The sequence below is a fragment of the Campylobacter sp. US55 genome (assembly GCF_004378955.1).
GTDB classification, from domain to species: domain Bacteria; phylum Campylobacterota; class Campylobacteria; order Campylobacterales; family Campylobacteraceae; genus Campylobacter_D; species Campylobacter_D jejuni.
The window spans coordinates 286,283-299,251 of record NZ_RYYF01000001.1; the positions used below are offsets into that span (position 1 = coordinate 286,283).

The window sequence follows — 12,969 nt, forward strand, 5'->3', positions numbered from 1 at the left end:
TAGAATAAACGCAAAAAGAGTAGTTCAATGCAAGTAGAAGTTAAGTTAAAAGAAAATGCTTATAAGGTTTATATTGATGAACTTGAAGAATTAGAATTTGATAGTAAGGTTTTTATACTTTCAAATCCTAAGATTTCAGGTCTTCATTTGAAAACATTACTTTCTAAAATTAAGGCAAAAGAAATTTTTATTGCCACTGTAAAAGATGGTGAAGAATATAAAAATTTAAGCACCATAGAAGAAATTTTAAACCAAATGTTTAATTCTAAATTGGATAGAAAAAGCGTGCTTATAAGTTTTGGCGGTGGCGTGATTAGTGATATGGGCGGATTTGCTGCTAGTATTTATCAAAGAGGTATTGATTTTATAAATATTCCTACTACACTTTTAGCTTGTGTTGATGCAGCAGTAGGTGGAAAAACAGGTGTTAATAATAATTTTGGTAAAAATCTTATTGGCACTTTTTATCAACCTAAAGCTGTATATTGCGAGAGTTCTTTTTTAAAGACTTTGAGCTCTAGAGAACTTGCTGCAGGCATGGCTGAATTTATTAAAATGGCAGCAATGTTTGATGATGGTATACTTGATTTTATAGAAAAAATTGATGAAAAAAGTTTCTTAAATGCTACTTGTGAGAATGAAATTTTTACTCAAATTATAGCAAGAAGCATAGAACTTAAATCAAGGGTTGTTGAACAAGATGAAAAAGAATCAGGGCTTAGAATGCTTTTAAATTATGGTCATACTTTTGCTCATGTTATAGAAAATTTTACAGATTATAAGCTTTATTTACACGGAGAAGCGGTAGCTATAGGTATGGTTATGGCAAATCAATTGGCTTTAAATTTAGGGCTTTTGGATAAAATGCAAAGTCAAAAAATAAAAGCTATTTTACTTAAATTCGGTTTGCCAATATCATATAAAATCAACAATGTAGATGAATTTTATGAAGCTTTTTTCATGGATAAAAAAAGCTCTAATAAAAAAATCAATTTTGTTCTTGCTAGTCCTTTGGGCAAGGGTTTGATAAAAGGTGATATTTCTAAAGAAGATATAATTGCAACTTTAAGAGAATTCCGATGAAAAAAATTATTATTTTAACCTTTTTTGTTGTTTTTGCTTTTGGTGATGTAAATCGGACTATTATTAATAACATAAATGAGAAAATTAATACTTTAAATACTGTAATCAGTGCTAGTATTTGGAATATACGTTATGAAAATTTTATAAAATATCAAGATATAAATGATGAATTAATCATTTTAAATCTTAATTTAAAAAAGACTTCCGATATTCACCAACAAGAAGAACTTAAACGTAAGATAGCAAATTTAGAAGAGCAATTGAGCTTGCTTAAAGAATATAAAGATTTAAATTTTGCACAAAGTCTTAGTGCCCCTGATAATATAGAAACTTTATCTAAGCTTACTAATCCTTTGGCTATTATAGGAGCTTTTTCTCATATTAAGAAATTAAAAGGAGAAAAGGAAGAGTATATATTTAAATTTAATGATTTTAAAAATTTAGTAGATAAAATTAGAGAAAAAAACTCAGAACTTAAGGAATTAGTTGAGCTTAAACCAAGTGTTGAGAATATAGAAGCTTTAAAAGCTTCGGATAAAAAGTTGGAAGAATTTGAGCAAGCTTTAAATTTTGCCAGTGTTTCTTATTCTGTTTATGAGAAAAAAATTGATGAAGAGCTTTCTCGAGTAAGTGCTGAGATTAAAGTTCAAAGCTTAAGGGCTGTAAATATACTTGTTGCTATTGTTATTGTTATAGCTATAGCTTTTATGTTGAAATTTATTGCTAAAAAATACATTAAAGATAGTGAAAGATATTATACTGCTACGAAGATTATTAATTTTATTAATATAAATATTATTTTTCTTATTTTGCTCTTTGCTTATATAGAAAATATTACTTATCTTGTAACTATACTTGGTTTTGCCTCTGCGGGCTTAGCTATTGCTATGAAAGATATGTTTATGTCTATGCTTGGATGGTGTGTGATTATTTTTGGCGGAAGTTTTAGAGTAGGGGATCGTGTAAAGGTTTTTCAAAATGATACTACCTATATAGGAGATATTATAGACATTTCTTTTTTACGCATTACTCTTTATGAAGAGCTTACACTTGAAACTTATAATAAAAATCGTCGTAGTGGGCGTATTATATTTATTCCTAATAACTATGTTTTTACAAATTTGCTTGCTAATTATACTCACCATGGTATGAAAACCGTGCTTGATGGCATTGATATAAGTGTTACTTTTGATAGCAATCTTGATAAGGCGCAAGAAATTGTGGAAAATATTGTTACACGCCATGCTAAAGGTTATACTGAGCTTGCTAGAAAAAATATAGCTCGTTTACAACATGAATATAGTATTAAAAATCCTAAAGTGGAGCCAAGGTTTTTTATGTTTTTTGAACATTGGGGAATGCGAATTTCTGCATGGTATATGACTAATGCTTATGCGGCTTTGGTATTAAGAAGTACGATTAGCAAAGAGATTATAAAAGAATTTAATAAGCATAAAGATATAAAAATCGCTTATCCATCGCAAAATTTATATTTAGGAAATTTAAATCAAAATCATTTTGAACAACATCATGAAAATACGCATTTTTATGCAAGGAATAAAGATTGAAAGAAAAAGTTTTTTTTAAAACCTTTGGGTGTCGCACAAATATTTATGATACAGAGCTTTTAAAAAGTTATGTAAAAGATTATGAGATTATAAATGATGAGAATAAAGCACAAATTATCGTTGTAAATTCTTGCACGGTTACAAATGGAGCTGATAGCGGGATAAAGTCTTATGTAAATACCATGCAAAAAAAAGGCATTAAAGTTATACTTACAGGTTGTGGTGCTGTAAGCAAAGGTAAGGAGCTTTTAGATAAAAAACAAGTTTTTGGAGTGCTTGGAGCGTCAAATAAAGATAAAATCAATGAATTTTTAGGAGCAAAGACAAGTTTTTATGAACTTGGAAATTTAAATTTTATTGATAAAGATATAGTTTGTGAGTATGAAAATCATACCAAAGCTTTTGTGAAAATTCAAGAAGGTTGTGATTTTGCTTGTTCTTATTGTATTATCCCTAGCGTGCGGGGTAAATCAAGAAGTGTAGATGAAAAAGCTCTTTTAAAACAAGTTGAAATTTTGGGGGCTAATGGCTATAGTGAAATTGTTTTAACAGGGACTAATATAGGTTCATATGGGCTTAAAAATGGCACAAGTTTAGGCAAGCTTTTGCAAAAAATGGGACAAATTTCAGGTATAAAACGCATAAGGTTAGGTAGTTTAGAACCCGCACAAATTGATGAAAGTTTTTTAGAAATTTTAGATGAGACTTGGCTTGAAAGGCATTTACATATTGCTTTGCAACATACAAGTGAAAAAATGCTTCGCATAATGCGAAGAAGATCGCATACGGATAATGATTTAAAGCTTTTTAATACTATAGCAAGCAAAGGATATGCTTTAGGGACGGATTTTATAGTAGCTCATCCAGGCGAGAGTGAAGAAGTGTGGCAAGAAGCTTTGAAAAAATTTAAAGAATTTCCACTCACTCATATTCATGCTTTTATTTTTAGTCCTAGAAACAACACGCATTCTGCTACCATGAAAGATGTGATAAATGGAACTTTAGCTAAAGAAAGATTAAACACTTTAAAATCCATAGTAGAAAAAAATAATTATGAATTTAGAAAAAAAAATCAAGTTTCACTTGAAGTTTTGGTAGAAAATCAAAAAGATGGTTTTTTTGAGGGTTATGATCAGTTTTTTAATAAGATCAAAATTAAAAGTGATAAAGATATAGCTAAAGAATGGATTGTTATATCTCAATATGAAGTACAAGAAAAGTCTAACTTTGCAAATTTAAAAGGCTAGATAATGAAAAATAAAAAGATAATTTTAGCATCTTTTATGGTTTTATGTATGCTTTTGGGAATTTTATATTTTAAAAATGAACCTAAATATATAGATGAAAATCTTTATCAAAGTCTGTTAAGTCAAAATTTAATCCAAAAAGCTGTGATTGATAAAGACGAAATTTGGCTTAAGGCGGAAGGTGAAAATTACGTAATTATAAAAGATGGCATAGATATAAAAACACTTTTAGCAAAAGTTCCCGTAGAAGTTAAAAAAGATAACACGCTTTGGGTGTTTTTTATTTTACTTGTTTTTATTATCGCACTTTTTATAAGTCTTGGCTATTTTGCTCGTAAAAAAGAGTTAGCTAAATATCCAATATCAAATAAGAATCAAAATCACACTCAGGCACAAAATTCAAATATAAATTTAGAAAGTTCTCATATAAAACCTGTGATTTCAAATATTACTTTTAATGATGTAGCAGGTGTTGATGAAGTTAAAATGGAGCTAAGCGAACTTGTGGATTTTTTACAAAATCCTAAAAAATATAAAGAATTTGGTGTAAAAATGCCAAAAGGTGTTTTAATGGTAGGCCCACCTGGTGTAGGAAAAACATTGATAGCAAAAGCAGTTGCAGGAGAAGCAGAGGTGCCATTTTTTTATCAAAGCGGTTCAAGTTTTGTTGAAATTTATGTAGGTATGGGTGCAAAAAGAGTTAGAGAGCTTTTTTCAAAAGCTAAAATGATGGCTCCTAGTATAGTTTTTATCGATGAAATAGATGCTGTAGGTAAGGCAAGAGGAGAAATGTCAAATGTTGAAAGAGATAGCACTTTAAATCAACTTTTAACTCAAATGGATGGTTTTGAGGACAATAGTGGGGTTATAGTTATAGCTGCGACAAATAAAATCGAACTTATGGATCCTGCTTTATTGCGTTCGGGGCGTTTTGATAGGAGAATTTTTTTATCTTTGCCTGATTTTAAGGATAGACTTAAAATTTTAGAAATTTATATGAAAGATAAAAACAATAATGTCAATTTAAATAAAATCGCCAAAGCAAGCGTAGGTTTTAGTGGAGCAGGGCTTGAAACTTTGGTCAATGAAGCGGCAATTAATGCTTTAAGAAGAAATAGTGCTTTAGTTGAGGAAAGTGATTTTTATGCTGTATTAAATAAAGTTCTTTTAGGCAAGAAAAAGATTTTAAGTTTTAATGATGAAGAGAAGAAAATTCAAGCCACTTATCAGGCTGCAAAAGCTTTGAGTGCGTATTATTTTGACATAGGATTTGAAAAAATCACTCTTATTGAAGATCGTTTTAAAGAATATGAGCATAATATAAGATCAAAATCAGAGCTTATCAATCGTATAAAAGTTTATTTGGCTGGTTCTAGAGCTATGAGATTGATTTATAATGAAAGTTATACTAACTCGCAAGATGATTTTTTAAAGATTAAAGAATTGCTTGATTATATGTTGAGTTTTGATATGTTAGAAGAGTCAAATTTAAATGAACAAAAAAAAGAAATGGATGAATTTTTAAATTCTATGAAGGATAAAATTTTAAAATTATCAGAGCTTTTGCTTGAAAAAGAAAAGATAGAATATGATGATGTTAAAAATATAATGCAGGTTTAATTATATTTTAATCATCAATTTCTTTGTGTAAGATAGTTCCATTAAAATCTATAAGAATTTTTACATCGTTATCAAGTTTAATCTTGTAATGGTTGATTTTTCTTTCGATTTCTCTAGCTTTTATATTTGGAAATTCGTTTTTAATGATATTGACTAAATTTTGAGGTAAAAAATCTAGATCAAAAGGAAAGGCTTTATTTTCAATTTCCTTCCAAGCTCCATCTATGTCAAATTCAAGTTCTGTCCCATCGCTAAGATAGACTTCATAGGAATTTTTGTCTTTTTGTGCGATCCCTATGGGTGCTTTGAAATTATGTTGTAAAAATTCTTTAGAAACACTTGGCAAATTATCAGCAGAAATTATTATATCAGCATTTAAAGATAAACTTAAAATAGTAATAATACTTAAAAATTTAATTTTCAATATTTTTCCTAATTATTTTTTAGTAAAATTGTAAAGAATTTATGTGAATTTTATGTGAATTTTAAGACAATATTATAAAAAATAAAGGTTTTATACTTTGCTTACAATTTTTTTAATTTTTTTAAATATTTTATGTTATTTTTTGATTTCTTATGATTATTATAATATCCTTGGTTTGAATATTTTATTTTTTAATGGAGCTTATTGGCAACTTTTAAGTTCAATGTTTTTACATGGAAATTTAACTCATCTTATATTAAATATGATAGTTTTGTTTCAATTTGGGCGTATATTAGAAACTTATTTAGGTGCTTTGCGTTTTATTTTTATTTATTTTATTGGCGGATTGTTGTGTTCACTTTTAAGTGTTTTTTATGTGTATTTTGATTTTAAATATTTCGGAGAAAATATAAATGTTATAGGCGCTAGTGGTGCAATTTGTGTTTTAATGGGCTTTTATGCTGTTCTTGATAAAAATAGCACAAAAGGACTTATAGTGGCAATTTTACTTATGAGTTTTGCGCCATTGCTTATGGGGGTAAATGTTGCTTGGTATGGTCATATTTTCGGGTTTATGTGTGGTTATATTTTAGCTAAAATAAAAGAGGTAAAATGAAAAAAATTTATATTATAAGACATGCAAAAGCAAGTAAGAGTGGGGATATTGATGATTTTGAAAGAAAACTTACTAAGAGTGGAAAGGAAGATTTAAAAAAACTTTTTAAAAATCTTGCCTTGCATGAAATTCATCCTGATTTGGTGCTATCAAGTCCTGCTGTTAGAACCGCTAAAACAGCGAAAAAAATAGCCAAATTTTATAATTTTGATAAAAATAAAATTTGTTTTGATGAAAGATTGTATCTTTGCAATGTTGAAAATTTGCTAAAAATTCTGCAAGATATTGATGATGAGTTTAACGAAGTATTTTTAGTGGGTCATAATCCTGGTTTAATGGATCTTGGAGAGTTATTAAGCTCGCTATGTTTGGCTTCTTTTCCAACTTCTTCTATCTTGTGTTTAGAATTTGATATTAAGGAATTTAAAAATTTAAAAAAACATAGCGGAAAATTAGTTTTTTTTGAACATGTGCGCAAGCTAAAAGAAGAAAAAGATTTGGGTTTTTAGTAAGAGATTGACTCTTACTTCCAACCTTCAATATAATTTTTTAGTTTTCTTCCTACTTTAGGGTGTTTGAGTTTTTTTATAGCTGAACTTTCTATTTGTCTCACTCTTTCTCGAGTGACATTAAGCTCTTTTCCAATTTCCTCTAAAGTTCTATCACTTTCATCATCCATTAAACCAAAACGCATACGAATTACCGCTTTTTCTCTATCGTTTAATTGATCTAAAACTTCATCAATTTGTTCTTTTAAATCATCCTTTAAGATATGATCCATTGGAGAAAGTGAATTTCTATCTTCAACAAAATCTCCAAATTTACCATCATCTTCATTTCCTATTGGAGCTTCAAGAGAAATTGGTTCTTTTGTGATTTTAATAACTTGTTTAACCTTATCTACGCTTAAACCTACTTCTTTAGCTATAACACTGACATCAGGTTCTTTTCCATCTTTTTGTAGATGTTCGCGGATAATTTTGTTAATTTGATTGATGGTTTCTATCATGTGGATTGGAATTCTTATGGTTCTTGCTTGGTCAGCTATAGCCCTTGAAATAGCTTGCCTGATCCACCAAGTTGCATAAGTGGAAAATTTATAACCCCTTTTGTATTCAAACTTATCCACAGCTTTCATTAAACCTATGTTTCCTTCTTGAATAAGATCTAAGAAAGGTAGACCACGATTTGTGTAGCGTTTAGCTATGCTTACAACAAGACGCAAGTTCGATTTTGCCATTCTTCCTTTTGCTTCATCAGAGATTTTTTTACCGCGTTTAATTTGCTCTAAAATTTCTTTTAAACGTGATTTTTCAAGATCAAAGCTTTTTTCACTAGCTTCTTTAGTTTGAAATAGTTTTTTAATTTCCATATAAGTGCTTACCATGGTTGTTTCTAAAGCTCGCTCTGTGATTTCTTCTTTGCTCAATTTTGTAATATCTTTTAAAATATCTGCATGGCGTTTTTTAAGTTCATCAGAAAACATAGGTAAGCGGTATTCTAAACGCTTAAGTTCTTTGTCAAATTCTTCATCGCTTTTTAGTGCAGTTTCCATTGATTTTACGATTTCACTAATAAGTTTTGAAGTAGGGCCTAGATCCATTAATTTTTCTTTTAAAATATTTTTTTTGAACGCAATGCTTAATTTATCTAAAAGCTCGTCTTCACTTTCTTTGTCTTTGGATGTTTTTAGCCAATCTTTTTTAGCTTTTTCTAGAGCTTTAAATTTTTCTATAACTTTTAAAGTTCTTTCATCTTCTTTTTTGCTGTTTTTTTTAGCATTTTCTTCATCTGATTCTAATTCTGTTTCGTTTTCTTCATCTTCATCTATATCAAGTTCATCAAGTTTATCATCACTTTTTTCTTCATCGTCAAAGCTTTTAAATAGTTCTTTTACCCTTCTTTCTCTGTTTATTAAAGGTTCTTTATAATCTAAAATAAAATCTATCAAATAAGGTACAGAACAAAAAGCATCAATGATAATATCTTCGCCAAGTTCTATTTTTTTGGAAATTTCAATTTCTTCATCTTTGTTTAATAAAGCAATTTGTCCCATTTCTCTTAAATACATACGAACAGGAGAGTCTGATCTGCTCCATTCTAATAAATCGTTTTCATTGGCTAAATCAAATTCGTTCTCAAGGCTTGTATCTTGGAGTTTTTGTTTTTCTTCTTGAAGTCTTTTTGCATCTTCTATGTTTTTCATTTGTGCAATTTCGGCTGCTGAAAAAAGTTGCACTTTGTGTTTTTTCATTAATGCTTGCACTTTTTTAGCGGTTGATGCACTTGGTTGTTTTGTAAGATATTTTACCAATTTTTCATATGTGATATAATCTTTTGCATTTTCTTGAAATAATTCTTCTAATTCAGCTTCTTGAGTTTTGGCGTTCATTGATTATCCTTGAAATTTATATAAGCTTTGGATTTTATCTAAAAATTGCTTAACTTTCTATATAAATCGGTTATTATGCTTATGATTTGAATATTTTTTCAAATTTTTCTAAAGCTCTGTTAAAATTATAATTTTTTCTTTTTAAGGTGTAAAATTTACGCTTTAGGTTGATATTTTTTAATTTAATTTCATAAAGTGTTGAATTTTTTAATTCTTTTTCTATGCTTTTTTTGGAAAAAATAGAGATTGCTTTTTTTTGTAAAACAAGTTCTTTAATCGCGGCCATTCTATCAAGCTCAAGAAAAATATTAAGTTTTTTTGAGCTTGCACCAATTTCGTTTAAAAATTTATCCCTTAAGCCTGAGCCTACTTCTCTTAAAATCCACTTTTGTTCTAAAAGTTCATCGATATAAAATTCTTTTTCATTGAGTTTTTTATCACTTGTAGCTACTATAAGTTCATCATCTTGCCAAAAATTTATTTCTAAATTTTCATACTCCACTAAAGCCGGATCAAGTTCTGCTTCAATGATTGCAAATTCTATATTTCCGTTTTTTAGCAAATTTAAACATTCTTTTGAATTCTGCGTTTGAGAGTGAATTTCTATGTTTTTAAATTCTGCTTTAAAATCAAATAAAATAGGAGCTAAAAAATGTTCAGAAATGCTTTGAGTTGAGGCTATTTTTATTTCCCCTAAGAGCATACTTTCGTCGTTTAATTTTTCTAAGCTTTGGTAGTAGGCTTGTATAATTTTTAACCAATTTTTTCCTAGTTCTAAAGCTTTTGGTGTAGGTAAGAGTTTTTTTCCAAGTCTTTCAAATAAAATACCATCAAATTTATTTTCTAAATTTTTAATTACTATTGAAACATTAGGTTGAGTTATGGAAAAATTGTTGGCTGTATGAGTTGGACTTTGAGTGTTTAAAAGATCTAAAAATATTTCCATATCTTTGATTTTCATGAGTGATTCCTTTATTTAATAAAAAAAAATTATTATAAAAATTAAAATAATATATTTTTATAATTTTAATAAAAAAAATATAATAACACAAAATTTACAAAAAAAGGAAAATAAATGAAAACAAGTTTTTTAGCACATAGCGTGGCTATAGTGCGATCAAATTTTAAGGGTTTGCTTTTTACTGCTTGTATAGTGATTTTTGCTATGTATCTTTCTAGTGTTCAAAGTATCAAAGATACTACCCATTTAGCAGCGACTGCCTTTGCTATCATCATAGGAGTATTGCTTTCTCCTTGGTTTTTTAAATACCAACATCATTTTCAAGCTGGAGTGCATTTTAGTGCGAAAAAGCTTTTAAGACTCGGTATTGTTTTATATGGTTTTAATATCACTTTAACTGAGCTTTTAAGTGTAGGGTTGAAAGGGTTTTTGCTTTCTGCTATAGTGATATTTTTTGTTTTTATGATTGCTTTATTTATAGGAGTGAAAATTTTTAAACTCGATAAAGAAACTTCTATGCTTGTTGGAGCCGGAAGTGCGATTTGCGGTGCGGCAGCGGTTTTAGCACTAGAGTCAAGTTTGAAAAGTGATCCTTTTAAGGGAATTTTAGCTGTAGGTACGGTGGTGATTTTTGGACTTGTGTTTATGTTTTTGTATCCCATAGCTTTTTCTTTAAATCTTTTTCCTTTTTTTGATCAAAATGCTATGGGTGTTTTTATGGGAGCTACTTTGCATGAGGTGGCAAATGTCGCAGGTGCTGCTGAAATGGCAAAGGATATGGCAGGATTTGAGCAAGGAGCTTCTAATGTTGCAGTGATTATAAAAATGATGAGAGTGATTTTACTTGTGCCTTTTTTGCTTATAGTGACTTATTTTTTCGCTAAAAATCAGCATTCAAGCAGTGGAAAAACTGCAAAAAGTATCACTATACCTTATTTTGCATTCGCATTTTTAGGTATGATAGTTTTAAATACATATCTAGCAAGTAAAGAAAGTATTTTAGGTATTGCTACGAGTGATATTATCTCTTTAGGTAAAACACTTTGTACTTTATGTATCGTTTTTGCTATGGCAGCTTTAGGCTTGCAAATTGACTTTAAAAAATTTTTAAAAAGTGGCTCTAGAGTGTTTGGCTTGGCTTTTGTTTTGGGACTTGTTTTGATTTTTGGAGGATATTTTTTAACCTTAGCTTTTAAAGGTATGCTTTGGTAATAAAAATTACTTTTTAGAAAATTTTATTTTATTAACTAACTAAGAATATAATTTAACTCGTTAATTAAATTTATTAAAAAAAGGAATAAAGATGAAAAAAATTCTTGTAAGTGTTTTAAGCTCTTGCTTATTGGCTTCGGCTTTAAGTGCTGTATCTTTTAAAGAAGATGGTTTAAAGGTTTCTTTTGAGGGATATAAAACTAAAGATATGATAGGAACAAAAGGTGAATTTAAAAATGTAGAATATAAATTTTCTAAAAATACAAAGGATTTGGCAAGTTATCTTAAAGGCGCTAAAGCTACCATAAAGCCAAGTAATGCTTTTATGGGTGAAGGCAATGATATTATAACCAATAATATCACAAAAGTATTTTTCCCTGCTTTATTGGGAGATACAGATATTAAAGTTGTTTTTCAAGATGTGATTGCGGGTGAAAATAAAGGTGTTATTTCAGCAAAAATTACTATGGATAAAAAAAGTACTATTGTGCCTTTAACTTATACCATCAAAGATAATAAATTTGAAGCTAAAGGACAACTTGACTTGCATACTTTTAAAAATGGCTCTAAAGCATTAAAAGCATTAAGCGATGCTGCTCCAGGACATGGCGGAATTTCTTGGCCTTTGGTTGATATCAGTTTTAACGCTGACTTAGCAGAATAAAAAGTAGCCTTAGGGCTACTTTAAAATACAATATTTTCTTAAATCATTTTCAAAAATTTCATAATCTTTTATATTTTCAAGTTCTTGATAAATTTCGCTACCTTTCCATAAAATAAAAACCGTATTGTTATCTTTTAGATTTTTGCAAATTTCAAGCAAGGGTTTAACATCCATCAAGGCTCTTGAGGTGATGATATCAGCTTTAAAGGTATTTTTGCATTCTTGAATTTTTTCTTTGTAAATATGTAAATTTGAAAGCTCACATTCTATTTTTAGTGTCCGCAAAAAGGCAGCTTTTTTGGGATTGGGTTCGAAAAGATGAAAATTGCTTTGCAGTAAAAAAGCTAAAAATACAGCTGGAAATCCTGCGCCACTTCCTATATCGGCAATATTTTTTGCTTTAGAGAAATCATAAAAATCTAAAATTTTAATACTATCAAAGATATTTTCATCTATATTTTTTAAATGAGTAAGATTGTGAATGCGGTTAAATTTAGATAATAATTCTTTATAAATTTTTATTTTTTCTTCAAAGTTTTTTAAATCATGGTTTTGTAAAAAGTCGTAATCTTTAAAAATCATTTATTTAAGATGCCCCATTTGAGTTTGTTTTATGTTTAGATATTCTGCATTAAAACGATTAGGTTCTATTAAAATCGGTATGCGTGTGATGATTTTTTCTTTGATAGAATCTAGCTTTTCAGGGTTATTTGTGAGTAAATTAACCTTAGAAATTTCATAGTTTTTGAGTATAAATTCTACAATTTCATAAGTTCTCTCATCGGCTTTAAAGCCAAGCTGATGATTTGCTTTAATCGTATCAAAACCTTTATCTTGCAAAGCATAAGCATTAACCTTATTAAAAAGCCCTATACCCCTTCCTTCTTGTCTAAGATAAATCACCATTCCGCCATTCTTTTCTATATATTTTAGCGAAAATTCAAGCTGTTCTCCGCAGTCGCATTTTAAACTTCCTAAAGCATCTCCTGTTAAGCACTCTGAATGAATTCTTAGATTGAGTGTGTCTTTTGGAGTATTTTTAAATATACATAAATGTTCTTTATCATTTTCTTTGAAACTTTGTATTTGGAAATTTCCCCATTTGCTAGGTAAATTCGCAATTTCTGAAATTTTTATTTTCATTTACTACCCTCTATAATCAAATTTATGTTAAGATTTTAG

At 28.8% G+C, this 12,969-nt stretch carries 13 protein-coding genes; 8 read left to right on the plus strand and 5 right to left on the minus strand.

All coding sequences use genetic code 11. The features are described from left to right. The first annotated feature begins 27 nt into the window (after nt 1-27). From aroB to ELQ07_RS01470, 4 genes are read left to right on the plus strand one after another with little or no spacing between them, the layout of a single operon-like run. Nucleotides 28-1,083, plus strand: a complete 1,056-nt coding sequence (gene aroB, locus ELQ07_RS01455) for a 3-dehydroquinate synthase (RefSeq protein ID WP_038817426.1) — start codon at nt 28-30, stop codon at nt 1,081-1,083. Continuing rightward, the gene (locus ELQ07_RS01460; RefSeq protein ID WP_002865744.1) at nt 1,080-2,651 is read left to right on the plus strand and encodes a mechanosensitive ion channel domain-containing protein; all 1,572 of its coding nucleotides are present in this window, start codon (nt 1,080-1,082) and stop codon (nt 2,649-2,651) included. The genes aroB and ELQ07_RS01460 overlap by 4 nt, the downstream gene beginning before the upstream one ends. Beyond that, nucleotides 2,648-3,898 carry a tRNA (N(6)-L-threonylcarbamoyladenosine(37)-C(2))-methylthiotransferase MtaB gene (mtaB, locus tag ELQ07_RS01465; protein WP_002932875.1) on the plus strand — a complete coding sequence of 417 codons (1,251 nt, stop codon included), beginning with the start codon at nt 2,648-2,650 and terminating at the stop codon, nt 3,896-3,898. The genes ELQ07_RS01460 and mtaB overlap by 4 nt, the downstream gene beginning before the upstream one ends. A gap of 3 nt (nt 3,899-3,901) precedes the next feature. Then, nucleotides 3,902-5,518, plus strand: a complete 1,617-nt coding sequence (locus tag ELQ07_RS01470; protein WP_002932876.1) for an ATP-dependent metallopeptidase FtsH/Yme1/Tma family protein — start codon at nt 3,902-3,904, stop codon at nt 5,516-5,518. A 7-nt stretch (nt 5,519-5,525) separates the two neighbouring features. Here the strand turns inward: ELQ07_RS01470 and ELQ07_RS01475 are convergent, their stop codons facing one another. After that, nucleotides 5,526-5,942, minus strand: a complete 417-nt coding sequence (locus ELQ07_RS01475; protein ID WP_134224635.1) for a PepSY-like domain-containing protein — start codon at nt 5,940-5,942, stop codon at nt 5,526-5,528. Between the two features lie 97 nt (nt 5,943-6,039). Between ELQ07_RS01475 and ELQ07_RS01480 the strand changes: the two genes are divergently transcribed. Both ELQ07_RS01480 and ELQ07_RS01485 read left to right on the plus strand, forming a co-directional pair. Beyond that, on the plus strand, nt 6,040-6,558 hold the full coding sequence (locus tag ELQ07_RS01480) for a rhomboid family intramembrane serine protease (protein ID WP_002853517.1): 519 nt from the start codon (nt 6,040-6,042) through the stop codon (nt 6,556-6,558). Further along, complete coding sequence (locus tag ELQ07_RS01485; RefSeq protein ID WP_070317120.1) at nt 6,555-7,067, plus strand: histidine phosphatase family protein; 513 nt, start codon at nt 6,555-6,557, stop codon at nt 7,065-7,067. The genes ELQ07_RS01480 and ELQ07_RS01485 overlap by 4 nt, the downstream gene beginning before the upstream one ends. Before the next feature lie 14 nt (nt 7,068-7,081). Here the strand turns inward: ELQ07_RS01485 and rpoD are convergent, their stop codons facing one another. Further along, nucleotides 7,082-8,950 carry an RNA polymerase sigma factor RpoD gene (gene rpoD, locus ELQ07_RS01490; RefSeq protein ID WP_002865625.1) on the minus strand — a complete coding sequence of 623 codons (1,869 nt, stop codon included), beginning with the start codon at nt 8,948-8,950 and terminating at the stop codon, nt 7,082-7,084. 79 nt (nt 8,951-9,029) lie between these two features. Further along, the gene (locus ELQ07_RS01495; RefSeq protein ID WP_002932884.1) at nt 9,030-9,911 is read right to left on the minus strand and encodes a LysR family transcriptional regulator; all 882 of its coding nucleotides are present in this window, start codon (nt 9,909-9,911) and stop codon (nt 9,030-9,032) included. Between the two features lie 114 nt (nt 9,912-10,025). Between ELQ07_RS01495 and ELQ07_RS01500 the strand changes: the two genes are divergently transcribed. Both ELQ07_RS01500 and ELQ07_RS01505 read left to right on the plus strand, forming a co-directional pair. Next, nucleotides 10,026-11,123: a YeiH family protein gene (locus tag ELQ07_RS01500; protein ID WP_038817288.1), complete on the plus strand. Its 1,098-nt coding sequence runs from the start codon at nt 10,026-10,028 to the stop codon at nt 11,121-11,123. A 91-nt stretch (nt 11,124-11,214) separates the two neighbouring features. Then, complete coding sequence (locus tag ELQ07_RS01505; RefSeq protein ID WP_070317121.1) at nt 11,215-11,787, plus strand: hypothetical protein; 573 nt, start codon at nt 11,215-11,217, stop codon at nt 11,785-11,787. A 15-nt stretch (nt 11,788-11,802) separates the two neighbouring features. Here ELQ07_RS01505 and rsmG read toward each other — a convergent pair whose 3' ends face one another. After that, nucleotides 11,803-12,369, minus strand: a complete 567-nt coding sequence (gene rsmG / locus ELQ07_RS01510) for a 16S rRNA (guanine(527)-N(7))-methyltransferase RsmG (RefSeq protein ID WP_070317122.1) — start codon at nt 12,367-12,369, stop codon at nt 11,803-11,805. Continuing rightward, complete coding sequence (gene ribA, locus ELQ07_RS01515; protein ID WP_070317123.1) at nt 12,370-12,930, minus strand: GTP cyclohydrolase II; 561 nt, start codon at nt 12,928-12,930, stop codon at nt 12,370-12,372. It abuts the gene before it with no gap. Nucleotides 12,931-12,969: the final 39 nt, after the last annotated feature.

Excerpts from the sequence above, each read along its gene's own strand:
- aroB (WP_038817426.1), top strand. The coding sequence starts at position 28 with ATGCAAGTAGAAGTTAAGTTAAAAGAAAATGCTTATAAGGTTTATATT.
- ELQ07_RS01460 (WP_002865744.1), top strand. The coding sequence starts at position 1,080 with ATGAAAAAAATTATTATTTTAACCTTTTTTGTTGTTTTTGCTTTTGGT.
- ELQ07_RS01470 (WP_002932876.1), top strand. The coding sequence starts at position 3,902 with ATGAAAAATAAAAAGATAATTTTAGCATCTTTTATGGTTTTATGTATG.
- ELQ07_RS01485 (WP_070317120.1), top strand. The coding sequence starts at position 6,555 with ATGAAAAAAATTTATATTATAAGACATGCAAAAGCAAGTAAGAGTGGG.
- rpoD (WP_002865625.1), bottom strand. The coding sequence starts at position 8,950 with ATGAACGCCAAAACTCAAGAAGCTGAATTAGAAGAATTATTTCAAGAA.
- ELQ07_RS01495 (WP_002932884.1), bottom strand. The coding sequence starts at position 9,911 with ATGAAAATCAAAGATATGGAAATATTTTTAGATCTTTTAAACACTCAA.
- ELQ07_RS01500 (WP_038817288.1), top strand. The coding sequence starts at position 10,026 with ATGAAAACAAGTTTTTTAGCACATAGCGTGGCTATAGTGCGATCAAAT.
- ELQ07_RS01505 (WP_070317121.1), top strand. The coding sequence starts at position 11,215 with ATGAAAAAAATTCTTGTAAGTGTTTTAAGCTCTTGCTTATTGGCTTCG.
- rsmG (WP_070317122.1), bottom strand. The coding sequence starts at position 12,369 with ATGATTTTTAAAGATTACGACTTTTTACAAAACCATGATTTAAAAAAC.
- ribA (WP_070317123.1), bottom strand. The coding sequence starts at position 12,930 with ATGAAAATAAAAATTTCAGAAATTGCGAATTTACCTAGCAAATGGGGA.